General features: G+C 72.4%; 14 protein-coding genes and 3 tRNA genes. 6 read left to right on the forward strand and 11 right to left on the reverse strand.

All coding sequences use genetic code 11. The features are described from left to right. Positions 1 to 264: 264 nt before the first annotated feature. The 3 genes from ACFWI4_RS19290 to ACFWI4_RS19300 form a co-directional block, all read right to left on the reverse strand. Positions 265 to 341: transfer RNA gene (locus ACFWI4_RS19290), tRNA-Ile, on the reverse strand. Between the two features lie 165 nt (positions 342 to 506). Continuing rightward, positions 507 to 579: transfer RNA gene (locus ACFWI4_RS19295), tRNA-Asn, on the reverse strand. Between the two features lie 5 nt (positions 580 to 584). Continuing rightward, positions 585 to 657, reverse strand: a tRNA-Asn gene (locus ACFWI4_RS19300). Positions 658 to 801: 144 nt separating this feature from the next. Here ACFWI4_RS19300 and ACFWI4_RS19305 point away from each other — a divergent pair. The 4 genes from ACFWI4_RS19305 (at position 802) to ACFWI4_RS19320 (ending at position 6,512) form a co-directional block, all read left to right on the forward strand. Beyond that, a complete protein-coding gene (locus tag ACFWI4_RS19305; RefSeq protein WP_387197518.1) occupies positions 802 to 1,107 on the forward strand; it encodes a YtxH domain-containing protein in 306 nt (101 codons plus the stop codon). A 119-nt stretch (positions 1,108 to 1,226) separates the two neighbouring features. After that, complete coding sequence (locus ACFWI4_RS19310) at positions 1,227 to 2,681, forward strand: FGGY family carbohydrate kinase (protein ID WP_385397036.1); 1,455 nt, start codon at positions 1,227 to 1,229, stop codon at positions 2,679 to 2,681. A gap of 169 nt (positions 2,682 to 2,850) precedes the next feature. After that, the gene (locus tag ACFWI4_RS19315) at positions 2,851 to 4,584 is read left to right on the forward strand and encodes an ABC transporter ATP-binding protein (RefSeq protein ID WP_387197521.1); all 1,734 of its coding nucleotides are present in this window, start codon (positions 2,851 to 2,853) and stop codon (positions 4,582 to 4,584) included. Further along, positions 4,584 to 6,512: an ABC transporter ATP-binding protein gene (locus tag ACFWI4_RS19320; protein WP_387197524.1), complete on the forward strand. Its 1,929-nt coding sequence runs from the start codon at positions 4,584 to 4,586 to the stop codon at positions 6,510 to 6,512. The genes ACFWI4_RS19315 and ACFWI4_RS19320 overlap by 1 nt, the downstream gene beginning before the upstream one ends. A gap of 74 nt (positions 6,513 to 6,586) precedes the next feature. On the opposite strand, the gene ACFWI4_RS19325 is transcribed toward ACFWI4_RS19320, so the two are convergent. The 5 genes from ACFWI4_RS19325 to ACFWI4_RS19345 all read right to left on the reverse strand — a co-directional run bounded on the left by ACFWI4_RS19325 (position 6,587) and on the right by ACFWI4_RS19345 (position 13,982). Further along, the gene (locus ACFWI4_RS19325) at positions 6,587 to 7,891 is read right to left on the reverse strand and encodes a sigma-70 family RNA polymerase sigma factor (protein WP_387197527.1); all 1,305 of its coding nucleotides are present in this window, start codon (positions 7,889 to 7,891) and stop codon (positions 6,587 to 6,589) included. A 236-nt stretch (positions 7,892 to 8,127) separates the two neighbouring features. Continuing rightward, on the reverse strand, positions 8,128 to 10,032 hold the full coding sequence (dnaG, locus tag ACFWI4_RS19330; RefSeq protein WP_385397044.1) for a DNA primase: 1,905 nt from the start codon (positions 10,030 to 10,032) through the stop codon (positions 8,128 to 8,130). 166 nt (positions 10,033 to 10,198) lie between these two features. Further along, positions 10,199 to 11,464 (reverse strand): NAD(P)/FAD-dependent oxidoreductase, encoded by a 1,266-nt coding sequence (locus ACFWI4_RS19335; RefSeq protein WP_385397046.1) that lies wholly within the window; start codon positions 11,462 to 11,464, stop codon positions 10,199 to 10,201. A gap of 93 nt (positions 11,465 to 11,557) precedes the next feature. Beyond that, positions 11,558 to 13,039 carry a deoxyguanosinetriphosphate triphosphohydrolase gene (locus ACFWI4_RS19340; RefSeq protein ID WP_387197616.1) on the reverse strand — a complete coding sequence of 494 codons (1,482 nt, stop codon included), beginning with the start codon at positions 13,037 to 13,039 and terminating at the stop codon, positions 11,558 to 11,560. A 127-nt stretch (positions 13,040 to 13,166) separates the two neighbouring features. Further along, entirely contained in the window at positions 13,167 to 13,982 is an 816-nt protein-coding gene (locus ACFWI4_RS19345; RefSeq protein WP_387197619.1) for a sirohydrochlorin chelatase, read from the reverse strand. 433 nt (positions 13,983 to 14,415) lie between these two features. On the opposite strand from ACFWI4_RS19345, the gene ACFWI4_RS19350 reads away from it, so the two are divergent. Then, complete coding sequence (locus tag ACFWI4_RS19350; protein WP_387197532.1) at positions 14,416 to 15,147, forward strand: vancomycin high temperature exclusion protein; 732 nt, start codon at positions 14,416 to 14,418, stop codon at positions 15,145 to 15,147. Between the two features lie 144 nt (positions 15,148 to 15,291). Here the strand turns inward: ACFWI4_RS19350 and ACFWI4_RS19355 are convergent, their stop codons facing one another. The 3 genes from ACFWI4_RS19355 to cutA all read right to left on the reverse strand — a co-directional run bounded on the left by ACFWI4_RS19355 (position 15,292) and on the right by cutA (position 16,357). Next, positions 15,292 to 15,483, reverse strand: coding sequence for a twin-arginine translocation signal domain-containing protein (locus ACFWI4_RS19355; RefSeq protein WP_387197535.1), 192 nt, complete (start codon positions 15,481 to 15,483; stop codon positions 15,292 to 15,294). 74 nt (positions 15,484 to 15,557) lie between these two features. Next, the gene (locus tag ACFWI4_RS19360; RefSeq protein WP_387197538.1) at positions 15,558 to 16,034 is read right to left on the reverse strand and encodes a gamma-glutamylcyclotransferase family protein; all 477 of its coding nucleotides are present in this window, start codon (positions 16,032 to 16,034) and stop codon (positions 15,558 to 15,560) included. After that, entirely contained in the window at positions 16,031 to 16,357 is a 327-nt protein-coding gene (cutA, locus tag ACFWI4_RS19365; RefSeq protein ID WP_385397056.1) for a divalent-cation tolerance protein CutA, read from the reverse strand. Before cutA ends, ACFWI4_RS19360 begins: the two co-directional genes overlap by 4 nt. Before the next feature lie 176 nt (positions 16,358 to 16,533). Here cutA and ACFWI4_RS19370 point away from each other — a divergent pair, with 176 nt between their 5' ends. Then, positions 16,534 to 18,177, forward strand: a complete 1,644-nt coding sequence (locus ACFWI4_RS19370) for a M4 family metallopeptidase (RefSeq protein WP_387197541.1) — start codon at positions 16,534 to 16,536, stop codon at positions 18,175 to 18,177. Positions 18,178 to 18,304 lie beyond the last annotated feature (127 nt).

Here is an 18,304-nt window from a genome sequence, read left to right on the forward strand (position 1 = left end):
GAGCGCACACGGATACAGCGGTCGGGGACGACCCGACCACCGGCGGGAGGAAACATCCGGCATTTGGACAGTCCTTGACCAGAACCTGTCACTTCGCATGGCCGGAAGGCGACACGGTCGACTGCCCGCGACTCGGGGCTCGGGGCTCGGGGCTCGGGGCTCGGGGCTCGGGGCTCGGGGCTCGCGGACACAAAGAAGCCCCCTCTCACTGGAGGGGGCTGCCGTACCGTCCCTGGCCGCGTCACGCTCTTCTCGCGTAGCCAGTGGTGGGGCGGGTGGGACTCGAACCCACGGCCGACGGATTATGAGTCCGCTGCTCTAACCGGCTGAGCTACCGCCCCGTTACGGCGCGCCGCGCACATTTGTGCGCGCCGTCTGCCGCAGCATAGCCGCTCATACGATCTCCTGCTCCGGCTGGCCGGCTTCACGCGACCATGACGCCTTCGGCATGCCCTGGGCGGTTCCTGCGGACATGAAAAAGGACCCCGAAGGGTCCTCTTTCGTTGCTCTCCCGACTGGACTCGAACCAGTAACCTGCCGGTTAACAGCCGGCTGCTCTGCCAATTGAGCTACAGGAGATCGAGCTCCCCCGACTGGACTCGAACCAGTAACCTGCCGGTTAACAGCCGGCTGCTCTGCCAATTGAGCTACAGGGGATTGATCTTTGCATCGAACGCACCCACCTGGGTATTCGCCAGGGGGCGTGCGCTTGCTGCGACACATACATTAGCGCAAGCAGGGGGGTGCTCCGCCAATCGGTTCCCTCCGTACCGATCCCGACGCAAGGGAAGGGTGGCCGTCATGCGCTACCGGCTCACGTTCGTCGCCGGACTGGCCCTGGGTTACGTGCTCGGCACGCGGGCCGGACGCGAGCGCTACGAACAGCTGAAGAAGTCCATGCGCCAGGTCGCGCAGAACCCCGCGGTGCGCAACACCGCCGAGACCGCGGCACAGCAGAGCCGCGAGATCGCGGGCAAGGCGCTGCACACCGTGAGCGAGAAGGTGGGCGACCGGGTCCCCGACTCGGTCTCGGACCGGGTCAGGTCCCTGCGCGAGCGGAACACGTCCGGCACCGCCGAGGACGACTGGGGCACCAGCAACACCTAGGTCGTGTCCCGGTGCCGCGGCACCGGGACCAGGCGTTCGGACGGTGACGGGTGGCGCCGGGTGGGGTCTGTGGGCCCGCCCGGCGTCACCGGCGTTCGCGGTACGGCAGAATTTCCGCCATGGGGATAGTCGCCGGGCTGGACAGTGCGCCCGATTTCACTCGCATCGTCGTCTGCGACACGGACACGGGTGCCGTGCTGAGGCAGGGATACGCGCCACATCCGGTCGACGGCGGCGACGGCGGCGGCCGTCCCTCCGACGTGGATCCGCAGGCCTGGCTGCTGTCCCTGGGCGAGGCCGCCGGCGGCGGGCTGCTCGAAGGCGTCCAGGCCATCGGCGTGTCGGCCCAGCAGAACGGGCTCGTCCCGCTGGACGCGCAGGGCGGCACCGTGCGCCCCGCGATGGTCGGCGGCGACAAGCGGGCGCAGGTCGCCGCGGCCGATCTGATCGACGCGCTCGGCGGCCGCGAGGCCTGGGCGCAGGCGGTGGGCAGCGTCCCGCAGGCCGCGCAGCCGGTGACCAAGCTGCGGTGGCTGAGCAAGACGGAGCCGGAGGCCGCGCGGCGCACCAGCATGCTGCTCCAGGCCCACGACTGGCTGGTGTGGCAGCTCCTGGGGCGTCCCGTGCGCAGGACCACGGACCGGGGCGGCGCCTCGGCGACCGGCTACTGGTCGGCGGCGACCGGCGCGTACCGGCAGGATCTCGTCGAACTGGCGCTCGGCCACCAGGCCGGGCTGCCGGACGTGCTCGGCCCCTCCGAGGCCGCCGGGACCACGCCCGAGGGGCTGCTGATATCCGCCGGCACCGGCGAGACCATGGCGGCGGCGTTCGGGCTCGGCATCGGGCTCGGCGACGCGGTCGTGTCGCTGGGCGCCTCCGGGTCCGTGATGGCCGTCCACCCCGAGGCGCTGGCCGACCCCTCCGGCATGATCACCTCCCTGGCGGACGCGACCGGCATGCACCTTCCGGTCGTCACCACGCTCAACGCCGTACGGGCCCTGCGGGGGGCCGCCGAACTGCTCGGCGTGCCCGATCTGGAGGGGCTGTCCGAGCTGGCGATGAAGTCGACGCCGGGCTCGCACGGGCTCGTCCTGCTGCCGTACCTGGAGGGCGAGCGCACGCCGAACCTGCCGCACACGGCGGGCACGCTGGCCGGTCTGCGCCGGGAGTCGATGAAGCCCGAGCACCTGGCGCGGGCCGCGTTCGAGGGCATGCTCTGCGGACTCGCGGACGCGCTGGACGTGCTGCGCGGCCGGGGTGTCGACGTGCGCCGGGTCTTCCTCCTCGGCCAGGCGGCCGAGCTGCCCGCCGTCCAGGCCGTGGCGCCCGCGCTGTTCGGCGCGCAGGTCGTCGTACCGCAGCCCGCGGACTACGCGGCGCTCGGCGCGGCCCGCCAGGCGGCCTGGGCCCTCGGCGCCTCCCAGGGCACCCTCGACCCGCGGACCCCGCCCCGCTGGCAGGGTCCGGTCGCCCAGGTGCTGGAGCCCGGGGACGAACTCGCGGTCGGACAGGCCGTACGGCAGCAGTACGTCTCCGTGCGCGAACAGACGCATCCCGGGGCGTTCCGGGCGTAACGTCCGTGTGGACGTACGACCGAAGGCGGAGGCGGTGTCCTTTTTTGGACCGCACTTGGGTTAATCGGTTGAGGTAACGCGGGGGGAGTGTCCGACGATAGGGGGTGGTGCGTGCATCATGCACAACCCGTCGGTCACCCCCGCCGTCCACGATTCCGAGAGACCCCGCGTGCTCATACGACTCCTGCGGACCCACCTCAGTCCGTACAAGAAACCCATCGCCCTGCTGGTGCTGCTCCAGTTCCTCCAGACCTGCGCCACGCTCTACCTGCCCACGCTCAACGCGCACATCATCGACAACGGTGTCGTGAAGGGTGACACGGGCTACATCCTGACCTTCGGCGCCCTGATGATCGGCATCTCGCTGGCCCAGGTCGTCTGCAACATCGGGGCCGTCTACTACGGAGCCCGCACGGCGTCCGCGGTGGGCCGGGACATCCGGGCCGCCGTCTTCGACCGCGTGCAGTCGTTCTCGGCGCGCGAGGTGGGCCAGTTCGGCGCGCCGTCGCTGATCACCCGCACCACGAACGACGTCCAGCAGGTCCAGATGCTCACGCTGATGACCTTCACCCTGCTGGTGTCGGCCCCGATCATGTGCGTGGGCGGCATCATCCTGGCCCTCGGCCTGGACGTGCCGCTGTCCGCGGTGCTCGTCGCCGTCGTGCCGACCCTCGGCATCTGCGTGACGCTCATCGTGCGCCGGCTGCGCCCGCTGTTCCGCACCATGCAGGTGCGCCTGGACACCGTGAACCGGGTGCTGCGCGAGCAGATCACCGGCAACCGCGTGATCCGCGCGTTCGTGCGCGACGGCTACGAGAAGGACCGCTTCAAGGGCGCCAACACCGACCTCACCGAGACGTCGCTGGCCACCGGCCGGATGCTCGCCCTGATGTTCCCGATCGTCATGACGGTGGTGAACCTGTCCTCCATCGCGGTGGTCTGGTTCGGCGCCCACCGCATCGACAGCGGCGGCATGCAGATCGGCGATCTGACCGCGTTCCTGGCCTATCTGATGCAGATCGTGATGTCCGTGATGATGGCCACCTTCATGTTCATGATGGTGCCGCGCGCGGAGGTCTGCGCCGAGCGCATCCAGGAGGTCCTGGGCACCGAGAGCAGCGTGGTCCCGCCGGTCGCGCCGGTCCTGGAGCTGCGCCGCCACGGCCACCTGGAGATCCGCGGGGCCGGGTTCCGCTACCCGGGCGCCGAGGAGCCGGTCCTCAGGTCCGTCGACCTGGTCGCCCGCCCCGGCGAGGTGACTGCGGTCATCGGGTCGACGGGCAGCGGCAAGTCCACTCTGCTCGGCATGATCCCGCGTCTGTTCGACGCCACCGACGGCCAGGTGCTCGTCGACGGTGTCGACGTCGCCACCATCGAGCCGAACCTGCTGGCCAGGACGGTCGGCCTGGTCCCGCAGAAGCCCTATCTGTTCGCCGGGACCGTCGCCACGAACCTGCGCTACGGCAACCCGGAGGCGACCGACGAGGAACTGTGGCACGCGCTGGAGGTGGCGCAGGCCAAGGGCTTCGTGGAAGCGCTGGACAACGGTCTCGACGCGCCGATCGCGCAGGGCGGCACGAACGTGTCCGGCGGCCAGCGCCAGCGTCTGGCCATCGCCCGCACCCTGGTGCAGCGCCCCGAGATCTACCTGTTCGACGACTCCTTCTCGGCCCTCGACTACGCGACCGACGCGGCGCTGCGCGCGGCGCTCACCGAGGAGACCGCCGAGGCGACCGTGGTGATCGTCGCCCAGCGGGTGTCGACCATCAGGGAGGCCGACCGGATCGTGGTCCTCGACGAGGGCCGGGTCGTCGGCACCGGACGGCATCACGAACTGATGGCGGACAACGAGACCTACCGGGAGATCGTGCTCTCCCAGCTGACGGAAGCGGAGGCCGCCTGATGGCCGGGCCCATGGGACGCATGATGGCCGGGAGCGGCCCCGACCAGCGCTCGATGGACTTCAAGGTGTCGAGCCGGCGGCTCCTCGCCCAGTTCAAGCCCGAGCGCGCCACGCTGTACGTGATGCTCGTCGCCGTCGTGATGAGCGTGGGGCTCTCGGTGGTCGGCCCGAAGATCCTCGGCAAGGCCACCGACCTGGTCTTCGCGGGGATCGTCGGACGCCAGATGCCGGCCGGGGCCACCAAGGCCCAGGCCCTCGACGGGCTGCGCGCGCACGGCAAGGGCGCCGTCGCGGACATGCTCGCGGGGACGGACTTCACCCCCGGCAAGGGCATCGACTTCACCGCGGTCGGACACGTCCTGCTGTTCGCGCTCGGTACGTTCCTGCTGGCCGGCCTGCTGATGGCGGTGGCGACGCGGCTGGTGAACCGGGCCGTCAACAAGACCGTCTTCCGGATGCGCGGGGACCTCCAGGCGAAGCTGTCGCGGCTGCCCCTGTCGTACTTCGACAAGCGCCAGCGCGGTGAGGTGCTCAGCCGGGCGACGAACGACATGGACAACATCCAGCAGACCCTCCAGCAGTCGATGGGCCAGCTGGTCAACTCGCTGCTGACCATCGTGGGCGTGCTCGCGATGATGTTCTGGGTGTCGCCGCTGCTCGCGCTGGTCGCGCTGGTCACGGTGCCGCTGTCGTTCTTCGTGGCGACCCGGATCGGCAAGCGCTCGCAGCCGCACTTCGTGCAGCAGTGGCGCACCACCGGCAAGCTGAACGCCCACATCGAGGAGATGTACACCGGCCACAACCTGGTGAAGGTGTTCGGGCGGGCGGACGAGTCGGCGGCGCAGTTCGCCGAGCAGAACGAGAAGCTGTACGAGGCGGGGTTCAAGGCGCAGTTCAACAGCGGTGTCATGCAGCCGCTGATGATGTTCGTGTCGAACCTGAACTATGTGCTGGTGGCCGTGGTCGGCGGTCTTCGGGTGGCCTCGGGCTCCCTGTCGATCGGTGACGTGCAGGCGTTCATCCAGTACTCCCGCCAGTTCTCGATGCCGCTGACGCAGGTCGCGTCGATGGCCAACCTGGTGCAGTCGGGTGTCGCGTCGGCGGAGCGGGTCTTCGAGGTCCTGGACGCCGAGGAGCAGGAGGCGGACCCGGCGGTGTCGGTCCGTCCTGAGGAGCTGCGCGGGCGCGTGGCGCTGGAGCACGTCTCCTTCCGCTACGACCCGGAGAAGCCGCTCATCGAGGACCTCTCGCTGAAGGTGGAGCCGGGCCACACCGTGGCCATCGTCGGCCCGACCGGCGCCGGCAAGACGACGCTGGTGAACCTGCTCATGCGGTTCTACGACGTCACGGGCGGCCGGATCACCCTCGACGGGGTCGACGTGACCGCCATGTCCCGCGACGAGCTGAGGTCCGGGATAGGGATGGTGCTCCAGGACACCTGGCTGTTCGGGGGCTCGATCGCCGACAACATCGCGTACGGCGCCTCGCGGGACGTCACGCGCGGGGAGATCGAGGAGGCGGCGCGCGCCGCCCACGCGGACCGGTTCGTCCGGACGCTGCCCCAGGGCTACGACACGGTGATCGACGACGAGGGCACGGGCGTCAGCGCCGGCGAGAAGCAGCTCATCACGATCGCGCGGGCGTTCCTGTCGGACCCGGTGATCCTGGTGCTCGACGAGGCGACCAGCTCCGTCGACACCCGTACCGAGGTGCTGATCCAGAAGGCGATGGCGAAGCTGGCGCACGGGCGGACCTCGTTCGTGATCGCCCACCGTCTGTCGACCATCCGGGACGCGGACACCATCCTCGTGATGGAGGACGGCGCCATCGTGGAACAGGGCGCCCACGCGGACCTGCTGGAGTCCGGCGGAGCCTACGCCCGCCTCTACCAGGCCCAGTTCGCCCAGGCGGTGGCCGAGGTCGACTAGACCCGTTGCTCCCCCGGACCCGTTTCAGCCCCTCCGGCGTTTGAGGAGCGGGGGTCCGGGGGCAGCGCCCCCGGTCAGTCCAGGTAGCCCCGGAGCTGATCGGCGAAGGCGTGGTCCCGCAGCTTGTTGAGCGTCTTGGACTCGATCTGCCGGATCCGCTCACGGGTGACGCCGAAGATCCGCCCGATCTCCTCCAGCGTACGAGGCCGCCCGTCGGCCAGCCCGTACCGCAGCTGCACGACCTTCCGCTCCCGCTCCCCCAGCGTGGAAAGCACCGCCTCCAGATGCTGCCTGAGCAGCAGGAACGCCGCGGACTCCACCGGAGAGGCCGCGTCCCCGTCCTCGATGAGGTCCCCGAGGGCCACGTCGTCCTCCTCGCCCACCGGGGCGTGCAGGGACACCGGCTCCTGGGCCAGCCGCAGGACCTCGCTCACCCGCTCGGCCGGCAGCTCCAGCTGCGCGGCGACCTCCTCGGGCGTGGGCTCGTAGCCCCGCTCCTGGAGCATCCGGCGCTGGACCCGGACCACCCGGTTGATCAGCTCGACCACGTGCACGGGCACGCGGATGGTGCGGGCCTGGTCCGCGAGCGCGCGGGACATGGCCTGCCGGATCCACCAGGTGGCGTACGTGGAGAACTTGTAGCCGCGGGCGTAGTCGAACTTCTCGACGGCCCTGATCAGGCCGAGGTTGCCCTCCTGGACCAGGTCGAGCATGGTCAGCCCGCGGCCCACGTACCGCTTGGCCACGGAGACGACGAGCCGCAGGTTCGCCTCGATGAGCCGCCGCTTGGCCATCCGGCCCATGACGACGATCTTGTCCAGGTCCAGGGCGAGCCGTTCGTCCAGGCCGGGGGTCAGGCGCAGCTTCTCCTCGGCGAACAGCCCGGCCTCGACCCGGCGGGCCAGGTCGACCTCCTCGGCCGCCGTGAGCAGCGGGATCCGGCCGATCTCGCGCAGGTACTGGCGGAACAGGTCGGACGAGGGGCCGCCGGTGTCGGCGGCACGGCCCCGGACCGGCTCCACGGGTTCGGGGGCCTCGGTCTCGACCTCGGCCTCCGGCTCCGTCCCGGGACCCTCTGCGCGGGCCTCGGGAGGACTCTCCGGCCCGCCCTCGGGGTGGTGCGCGGGACGGCGCTGCGCGGGGACCGCCCCGACGACGCCGGGTTCGGCGTCCGTGGCGGTGGTGCTGTCGGTCTGGGCGAGGGTCTGGGTCTGCACGGGGGCGACCTCCAGGGATGTCGCTGCTGGGGCGTGCGGCAGCGGTACGTCGGGGATGGGGTCGACGGCCTCGCCGCAGTCCATCCCGCAGTCGTTTGACGGAACCGCGGGGATGGGGAACCCGTCGCGTGCGGGTCGGCCGCGCTCCGAGGACTCAGGCACCGGAATCCAGTGTGGAGTACGACACATCGCCGCCACGAGGGGCGTGCGGTGACTTTTTGCGTATGGTCCGTGACCGCGTGATTACCGTCCTGGACGAGTGCGCAGTTCAGCGGCGGCCAAACCCGTGAAGGCGAACACGGGATTGGCATGTGCGCCGGGGGCTTCCGCGGCCCGCCCGGTCCCGGCGGTCCCCGCGATCCGCTTCCGGAACGTCGGCGCGGGCCCGCGGCGCGGTGTCAGAGGGCTTCGGCGCCGCGCTCGCGCAGTGCCTGGCCGTACTGCTGGAGCACCCACAACTCGTTCTGCACGGCGGCCAGCTGGGCCGGGTCCCCGCCCGCGCTGAGCCGGGACAGGGAGCCCTGGACGTCCCGGATGCGGCGGTCGACGGCACGCCTGCGGACCATGACGAGCTGGTCGCCCGCGTAGGTCTCGTCGACGGTCTTGCGCATGATCGCCTCGACGGCCAGTTCGGTGACCATCGCGCGGACGGTGTCGTCCGGGGCGGCGTCGCGGACCCGGATCAGATACTCCTGGGGGTCCTGGACCCCGAACTCGGCGCCGCCCGCGTCCATGACGGCCTGGCGCACGGCCGCGTACGGAGCCGCGGTGAACTCGTCCATGCCGTACGCGTCGAACGCCGGGGAGACCAACTCGGGCCGCTGGAGCGCGAGTTTGAGCAGCTCGCGTTCGGTGGCGAAGACGGGGTTGCGCAGGGTGAGGGCCGGGCCCGCGCCCGAGGGGGCCTGGGGCGCGGCGGTGTAGCCCTGCTGGGGGCGGCCGGCGGGCGCGGGACCGGCGCCGCCGCGGTCACGGGCCCAACGGGCCAGCTGGGCGACCCTCTTGACGACGAACTGGGTGTCGAGGATGCCGAGCATGCCGGCGAGCTGGACGGCGACCTCGTGCTGCGCGCCGCTGTTCTTGATGCGGGCGACGACCGGGGCGGCCTCGTCGAGTGCCGCCGCGCGTCCCGCCGGGGTCTCCAGGTCGTAGCGCAGGACGATCTGGCGCAGCGCGAACTCGAAGAGGGGGGTGCGGGGTTCGACCAGGTCGGCGACGGCCTCGTCGCCCTTGGCCAGCCGCAGTTCGCAGGGGTCCATGCCGTCGGGCGCGATGGCGATGTAGGTCTCGGCGGCGAACTTCTGGTCGTCCTCGAAGGCGCGCAGGGCGGCCTTCTGGCCGGCCGCGTCGCCGTCGAAGGTGAAGATCACCCGGGCCGAGCCGTTGTCCATCAGCAGCCGGCGCAGGATCTTGATGTGGTCGCCGCCGAACGCCGTGCCGCAGGTCGCGATGGCCGTGGTGATCCCGGCCAGGTGGCAGGCCATGACGTCGGTGTAGCCCTCGACGACGACGGCCCGGCTGCTCTTGGCGATGTCCTTCTTGGCGAGGTCGATGCCGTACAGGACCTGGGACTTCTTGTAGATCGCGGTGTCGGGCGTGTTCAGGTACTTCGGGCCGTTGTCGGACTCGTAGAGCTTGCGGGCGCCGAAGCCGACGACCTCGCCGCCGATGTCGCGGATCGGCCACATGAGGCGGCCGCGGAAGCGGTCGATGGGGCCGCGGCGGCCCTCCTGGGCGAGGCCGGAGAGGACCAGTTCCTTGTCGGTGAAGCCCTTGCCGCGCAGATGGCGGGTCAGGTGGTCCCAGCCCTGGGGGCTGTAGCCGACGCCGAAGTGGGCGGCGGCCGCCTGGTCGAAGCCGCGGTCGGCGAGGAAGGCGCGGCCCGTGTCGGCCTCGGGGCTGGTGTCGAGCTGCTCCGTGTAGAAGCGCGCGGCCGCCTTGTGCGCCTCGACCAGCCGGATGCGCTCGCCGCGCTGGTGGGCCGGGTTGTAACCGCCCTCCTCGTAGCGCAGGGTGATGCCGGCCTGGGCGGCGAGCCGCTCGACGGACTCGGAGAAGGTGAGGTGGTCGACCTTCATCACGAACGTGATGGTGTCGCCGCCCTCCTGGCAGCCGAAGCAGTGGAAGAGGCCCTTGCTGGGGCTGACCTGGAACGACGGTGACTTCTCGTCGTGGAAGGGGCACAGGCCCTTGAGGTTTCCGCCGCCCGCGTTGCGCAGCTGGAGGTACTCGGACACCACGGCGTCGATCGGGACCGCGTCCCGAACCGCCTTCACGTCCTCGTCATTGATCCTGCCTGCCACGTGGTGATTCTACGGGGCCGCGCCGACACTCCCGGGGCAGGTGGACGGCCGCCGGGCCGGGGTCCGGGGGCGCACCCCGGAAATCCCGGCACGGCGGACGGCCGCCGGAGCGGCACGGCGGAGCGGCGCACCGGCCGCGGAGCCCGCGGCCGGTGCCGCGCGGCGCTCAGGGTGCCAGGCTCTCCAGCGGGACGTGCGGGTCGGCGAGCGCCTCGGTGTCCACCCGGGCCCGGGAGCGGATCAGCCGCTGGATCGGGTCCGTGACGTCCCACACGTTCACGTTCATCCCGGCCAGCAGCCTGCCCTCCTTCACCCAGAAGGCGATGAACTCCCGCTTGCCCGCGTCGCCGCGGATCACCACCTGGTCGTACGACCCCGGGGGCGCCCAGCCCGAGTACTCCAGGCCGACGTCGTACTGGTCGGAGAAGAAGTAGGGCACCCGGTCGTACGTCGCCCCGCGGCCCAGCATCGAGCGGGCGGCGGCCGGTCCGCCGTTGAGGGCGTTGGCCCAGTGCTCGACGCGCAGCCGGGTGCCGAAGAGGCCGTGGTGGAAGGAGGCCACGTCGCCGGCGGCGTACACGTCGGGGTCGGAGGTGCGCAGCTGCTCGTCGACCGCGATGCCGCCGCCGTGCGCGCGGTCGGCCAGCTCCAGGCCGGCGGCCTCGGCGAGGCCGGTGCGCGGGGCGGCGCCGATGGCCGCGAGGACGTCGTGGGCGGGGTGTTCCTCGCCGTCGTCGGTGCGGGCGGCCAGCACCATGCCGTCCTGGCCGACGATCTCGGTGAGCTGGGCCCCGAAGTGGAAGCGCACGCCGTGCTCGCGGTGCAGTTCGGCGAAGAGCTCGCCGAGCTCGGGGCCGAGCACGTTGTGCAGCGGGGTCGCCGCGGGTTCGACGACGGTGACCTCCGCGCCGTACTCGCGGGCCGCGGCGGCGACCTCCAGGCCGATCCAGCCGGCTCCGGCGATCACCAGGTGGCCGTTGTCCCGGCCGAGCGCCGCGAGGACGCCCTTGAGGCGCTCGGCGTGCGCGAGGCGGCGCAGATGGTGGACGCCGGCCAGACCGGTGCCCGGGACGTCGAGGCGGCGCGGCTCGGCGCCGGTCACCAGGAGCAGTTTGTCGTAGTGGACGAGGGTGCCGTCGTCGCCGAAGCGGACGGTCTTCGCCGTGCGGTCGATCGCGTCGACGGTCTGGCCGAGGTGCAGCTCGATGTCGTTCTGCGCGTACCACGCCGGTTCGTGCACGAAGACGCTGTCGCGCTCCTCCTTGCCCAGGAGGTAGCCCTTGGACAGCGGCGGGCGTTCGTAGGGGTGGTCGCGTTCGTCGCAGATCAGTATCACGCGGCCGGTGAAGCCCTCCGCTCGGAGCGTCTCGGCCGCCTTGGCGCCTGCCAGGCCTCCTCCGACGATGACGAATGTCTGATCCGCGTCGACCACTTGATGCCTCCTCGTAAGGATGTCGCCATATGCGAGCGTCCCGCACGGAGCGTGATGCGGGAAGGGGTGGTGGCCCGATCAGGCCACGCAGGGTCACACCTGTCCGCCCCCATGGGAACGCGTGGTGAGTCTGAGGTGCAGGGAACGCGCCGAGGCATCGGTGAGAGATGCGATCTGGTCCACGATCACGCGTTTGCGGGCGCGGTCGTCGGCCGCGTGCTCGAACAGTGCCCGGAACTGCGGATCCAACACCTCGGGGGCGCGGGCGGTGAGCGCCTCGGCGAGTTCGGCGACGACGATCCGCTGGTCGGCGCGGAGCAGTTCCTGTTCGGCGCGCTGCATCACGTACCGGTCGGCGACCGCCTTGAGGACGGCGCACTCCAGACGGGCGGCGCGCGGGACGACCAGTTCCGCCGCGTACCGGGTGAGGCGTCCGCTGCCGTACCGCGCGCGGGTGGCGCCCTCCGCGGCCAGGCAGAAGCGGCCGATGAGCTGGCTGGTCGCGTCCTTGAGGCGGGCCTGGGCGACGGCCGATCCGTCGTAGCCGTGCGGCCACCACTCCTGGCCGAGGAGCCGGTCCAGGGCCTCGGCCAGCTCGGCCGGATCGGTGTCCTCGGGCGCGTACCGGCCCACGGCGACGGCGAAGATCTCGTCCCGTTCGGGTCCGGCGTGCAGGCCGGCGGGGTCGATGTGGCCCGCGTGCAGGCCGTCCTCGATGTCGTGCACCGAGTACGCCACGTCGTCGGCCCAGTCCATCACCTGGGCCTCGAAGCAGGTCCGCGTGCCGGGGGCGCCCTCGCGGATCCAGTCGAACACCGGCCGGTCGTCCTCGTAGACCCCGAATTTCGGCGACTTCGGATCGGCGGGACGGGCGCCTCTCGGCCACGGGTACTTGGTGGCGGCGTCGAGGGCGGCCCGGGTGAGGTTGAGGCCGACGCTGACGAGGTCGTCGCCCGCGGCGGCGGAGGCCGGGGTGACCAGGTCGCTGCGCACGAAGCGCTTGGGCTCGATCCGGGTGAGCAGGCGCAGCGACTGGGCGTTGCCCTCGAACCCGCCGCAGTCCTCGGCGAATTCGTTGAGCGCCTGTTCGCCGTTGTGTCCGAAGGGCGGATGGCCGAGGTCGTGGGAGAGGCAGGCAGCCTCGACCAGGTCCGGGTCGCAGCCGAGGGCGGCGCCCAGTTCGCGGCCCACCTGGGCGCACTCCAGGGAGTGGGTCAGCCGGGTCCGCGGGGAGGCGTCCCACACCTGGACGGGCGCCCCGCCCGATCCGGCGGCGCCGAGCACCTGGGGAAGCGTTCCGGGCGTGACGACCTGGGTCTTGCCCGCGAGACGGCGCAGGGCCGCGGAGTGCAGCACGCGCGCGCGGTCGCGCTGGAAGGCGGTGCGGCCCGGCCGTTTGTCGGGCTCGGCGGCCCAGCGCTCGACGGCCGACGGGTCGTACTCGTCGTGGGCCGTGTGGTTCTCGTACGCCGTCCGGTCCGCGGGGGCCGGGTGGTTGCCGTGGCCCGTCCGGCTCGCGTGGTCCTGGTGGTTCTCGTGTGCCTGCGGTGCGGTGTCTTCGGTCCTCGGTGCCATGCCTTCCATGCCCCGACAGTAGACGCAGGCGGTGACAATCGGGGTCGGGGAGCCCACGGCGCGATGCCGGGCACGGCGGGGAGGGCGGGACCCGGTCCGGGGCCGGGGCCGGGGTCCGGGCCCGGGTTCAGGCCGGGACCAGGGTGCGCTCCGGGGCGGACTCGGGGGCGGCGACGGCCTGGTCGTAGCGGTGCAGGACGAGACGGGCCATCGCCGGGTGGTCGCCCAGCGGCTCGGCGCAGATCCAGGGGGCCTCCTCGGCGACGTGCGTGGCGAAGCGGCCGGGGGCGGTGAAGTACGAGGCGACGGCGATCCGGTGGCGGCCCCGGGCGGCGAGGGCGCGTACGGCGGCGGACACGGTGGGCGCGGCGGCGGAGGCGTACGCCGGCAGGACGGGGACGCCGAGGCGTTCGGCGAGCAGCCGGGCGGTGCGGCGGGTGTCGGCGGCCGAGTCCGGGGCGCGGGATCCGGCGGAGGCGAGGACGACGGCGCTCGCGCGGCGGGCCGGGTCGCTCATCCGGGTGCGCCATCCGGCCTCGACGAGCCGCGCGTACAGGGTCTCCACCAGGAGCGGGTGCGGGCCGAGCGGGGCGGCGACGCGGGCGCGCAGACCGGGGACGGCGTCGACGGCCTCGGGGATGTCCCGTCGTACGTGGTAGCCGCGGCCGAGCAGCAGCGGCACGAGGACGGCGTCCTGACGGCCGGCCAGGGCGGCGAGGGTGTCGCCGAGGAGCGGCTCGTTCAGCTCGATGTGGCCGAGGTCCACGGACAGGTGGGGGCGCAGCTCGCGGACGCGTTCGATCAGGGTGCGGACGGTGGCGAGGGCGCGGGGGTCGCGGCTGCCGTGGGCGACCAGGACGAGCGCGGGCGGCGGCGGGCGGCGGGTGCCGTCCGGCGCGACGAGGCTGAGCCGGCTGCCGAGCTGGCCGGCGATCCGGTTCATGAGCTGCGCCGCGCTGTCGAGGTGGCCCTCCGGACGGTCCTCGCGGTGGCCGCCGAGAGGGTCTTCGGGGGCGGCGGCGCCGGGCCGCGGGCCGCCGGGGCGGTGGGAGGACGTGTCGCGAGCGGGGTTCGAGGCCGTCATGGGTCGATCCTGGCGGGAGGAGGTTGCCGGGCCGTTGCGTGGGCATGTCGGGCGTTTTCCGGTGGTTCACCGGGCGGTGGAGGGCCGGTGTGAGGGCCGGTGCTGGGGCGGGTGCGAGGGCTCCGACCTGCGGCTCTCCCCGGCGGGACGGGCGGGGTCGGCGCGTGGGCGTGAACCGGGCGAGCCTACGATGCGTCTTCATCCGTCGAAGGGGACGCGGAGTCCGGCACGAGCCCGCCGGACGCAGGGCCCGCGCACCGTCGCGAGTGACGACACCTGGGGGACACCGAACATGCCGCGTCTGCCGCGCCCGAAGCGCCCGAAGCGCCCGAGCCTCCGCGGGCTCCGTCCGCTCCGCCTCCCGGCGCTGCCGCGTACGCGCAGGGGGCAGCGGCGGGCCGTGCAGGCGCTGATGGTGCTGTGTGTGCTGGCGCTGCTCCCGATCACCTGGCTGTACGTGTCGACGGGCGACCGGCTGCGGACGACGGCGGACGCCCCGCGCACCGAGGTCGCGATCGTCTTCGGCGCCGGTCTGTCGGCCAGCGGGCCGTCCCTGTATCTCGCCCACCGGCTGGACGCCGCGGCGAAGCTGTACCGGGCTGGCCGGATCGACGTCGTCCTCGTCACCGGCGACAACAGCCGCAAGGACTACGACGAGCCCGACGCGATGCGCACCTACCTCACGGCGCACGGGGTGCCCGGCCGGCGGATCGTCAGCGACTACGCCGGTTTCGACACCTGGGACTCCTGCGTCCGGGCCCGGAAGATCTTCGGTGTCCACGAGGCCGTGCTGATCAGCCAGGGCTTCCACATCCGCCGCGCCCTGGCGCTGTGCCGGGCGGCGGGCGTCCGTTCGTACGGCATCGGCGTGGACGCGAAGCACGACGTCACCTGGTACTACGGCGGCACCCGGGAGATCTTCGCCGCGGGCAAGGCCGTGCTGGACGCGGTGTTCGAGCCGGATCCGCGTTTCCTGGGCCCGAAGGAGCACGGCGTGACCCGTGCCCTGGCGGCGGCCCGCTAGGCCCGTCCGCCGCGTCCCGCCTTCCCGCTGCGCCCCGCCTGTCCGGCGACGCGTGGCACGCCCGGGCCGCGGGCATCGCACCGCCTGGCCCGTGCGCGACGGCGGTCCCGACCGGCGTGAGGAGGCGTCGGCGGTGGCGCGTCGTCAGCGGCCGTCCCGGTCGGGCGCTTCGGAGGGCCCGGGGGACGCGGGTCCGTCCGCCGGGCCGGAGCCCTTGTGCCCGCCCCGCTCGGGCGCGCCGGCGGAGCAGGAGCTGACGCCGATGCCCAGGGCGGCACCGACGGCCGCTCCGCTGAGCGCGAGGACACGTCGTCTGGTCAGGTCACGGTCGGTCATGGCCGGACCCTAGGCGCGGCGGCGGCCGCGGCTCCGGGGGCGCACGGAGCGGCCACCCGCACGGGCGCACCCGCTCACGGCGGCGGCCGCCGGGAGCCCTCCCGGACCGGGCGGGGGCTCCCCCGCCAGTCCCCGTCCTCGATCCGCGTGCCGTGCGCCCGCAGGCGGGCCGCCACCGCGGGGGCGGCGACGTACACCCAGGTCCGTACGGCCGTGACGCCGTCCGCCGGCACGGCGTCCCGCGCGACCCGTTCGTACAGGCTGCGCGGATCACCCGGCACGTACTCCTCCAACGCGTCGAGTTCCGCGAGGAGTTCCCGGTACGCCCCGGGCCTCGCGGTGACGATCTCGCCGCACACCGTGCCCTCGGCCCCGTCGACGGCGTACGGGTATCCGGGCCCCTCGTACAGCACGAGTCCGCTCATCCGTCCCGGCTCCTCCGAGCCGGTGCGGCCGCGCAGGAAGAGGTCGTGGTTGTGCTCGCCGGGGCGCAGGGTGCCGTAGACGAAGAAGGGCAGTCCGGCCTCGGGGAGGCGCTCCGGGGGAATCACGGGGCCGTCTCCTCCGCCAGCCAGCGCAGATAGTCCGGGCTCCCCGCCACGACCGGGGTCGCGACGATCTCGGGGGTGTCGTAGTCGTGGGCGCCCAGGAGGTAGGCCTCCAGCGCCGGATAGCGCGCCGCGGTCGTCTTGAACTGGATCCGCCACTCGGAGGCCGTCTCCACGGCGCCCTTCCAGCGGTAGACGGAGGTGACCGGCCCCGAGATCTGCGCGCAGGCCGCGACCCGCGCCGCCACCGCGCCCCGGGCCAGCGCCTCGGCCTTCTCCACCGCGTCCGTCGTGGTCAGGACGGCCAGGCAGGCCGGCAGTTCCATGATCGCCTCCATTCGTGAGGGTACGGAAACGATTCTCGCCGCATCCCGTACGCACCATGCGGGCGCTATGGACATGACATGTCATGCACCTTTAAATCGGGTGCAGCTCTCCAGCGCCTCCCCCACGGGCCCCACCCCCCACATGCCGTCCCCAAGGCATCTCTCCAAGGAGACCGATGAGTCGAATACGGCACATCCGAGGTTCCTCTCTCGCCACCGCGGGAGCGGTGGTGACCACGGCCACCCTGCTGGCCGCCGCGCTCGCCCCGGCCGCGACCGCCGACAGCCGGCCGACCCGGGCGACCGCCGCCGAGAACGCGGCCTCGGCACTGGCGGCCCACGCCGCGAACCTGGGCCTCACCTCCGCCCAGCACACCACAGTCCGGGACGTCGTCGTCGACAAGGACGGCACCCAGCATGTGCGCTACGACCGGACTTATCGTCAACTCCCCGTGCTAGGGGGCGACTTCGTGGTCCACCTGGCGCCCGGCGGAGCGTACCGGGGCGCGGACCGCGCGACGCGGAAGGCCATCTCGCTGACCAGCGTCACCCCGGAGCTCTCCGGCACGAAGGCGGCCGGCCTCGCGGTGGACGCGCTGCGCGCCGCCCACCCCGGTCAGGTACTGAAGAAGGTGACGGCGAGGCCGCGGCTGATCGTCGACGCCCTGCACGGGACCCCGCGGCTCGCCTGGCGCACCGACGCGGTGGCCCAGGACTCGCTCGGCAACCCGGTCGCCCGCACGGTCCTGACCGACGCCCGCACCGGCGCGCGGATCGACGCCTGGGACAGCGTCGAGACGGCGGCGGGCGACGGCAGTTCGCTGTACAGCGGCACGGTTCCGCTGGAGACCACGGCCTCCGGATCGGCGTACCAGCTGAAGGACCCGACGCGCGGGAACACGTACACGGGCGACGCGGCGAACAAGACGGACCTGTGCATCTTCGGCATCTGCATCAGCCGGGCGCCCGCGACGCTCTTCACCGACGCGGACAACCACTGGGGCACGGGCGCGTCCTCGGACCGCTCCTCCGCGGCGGTGGACGCGCAGTACGGCACGGACATGACCTGGGACTACTACAAGAACGTCCACGGCCGCAACGGCATCGCGGGCGACGGCAAGGGCTCGTACAACCGCGTCCACTACGGCAAGAACTACAACAACGCCTTCTGGGACGACAGTTGTTTCTGCATGACCTACGGCGACGGTGACGGCTCGACGTTCGGGCCGCTGGTCGCGCTGGACGTCGCCGGGCACGAGATGTCGCACGGGGTGACCTCGAAGACGGCCGCGCTGACGTACTCGGGCGAGTCCGGCGGCCTGAACGAGGCCACGTCCGACATCTTCGGGACCATGGTGGAGTGGTACGCGGACAATCCCTCGGACCCCGGCGACTATCTGATCGGCGAGAAGATCGTCCGCCCCGGCTTCGGCAAGCCCGCCCTGCGCTTCATGGACAAGCCCTCCAAGGACGGCAACTCGGCCGACTGCTGGAGCAGTTCGGTCGGCAACCTCGACGTCCACTACTCCTCGGGCGTGGCCAACCACTTCGCCTATCTGCTCGCGGAGGGCAGCGGGGCGAAGACCGTCAACGGTGTCGCCTACGACTCCCCCACCTGCAACGGCGCCACCGTCACCGGCATCGGTCACGACAAGGTCGGCAGGATCTGGTACCGCGCGCTGACGGTCTACATGACCTCGTCGACGAACTACGCGGGAGCCCGTACGGCCACGCTGAACGCGGCCAAGGACCTGTACGGAGCGGGCAGCGCCGAGTACGACGCCGTGGCGGCGGCGTGGTCGGCGGTCTCCGTGGGCTGACCCCGGCGGGACGAGGACCCCGGGTCGGCGGGGGGGGGGGGCGCGGGGCGGGGGGGGACCCCCGCCGCGGCCGAGCGGGGGTAGCCCCCCCCCGCCCGCGAGCGCCCCCCCCCCCCGCCCCCCCCCG

Origin of the sequence: Streptomyces sp. NPDC127038 (assembly GCF_042725875.1) — a bacterium.
In the GTDB taxonomy this organism is placed as follows: domain Bacteria; phylum Actinomycetota; class Actinomycetes; order Streptomycetales; family Streptomycetaceae; genus Streptomyces.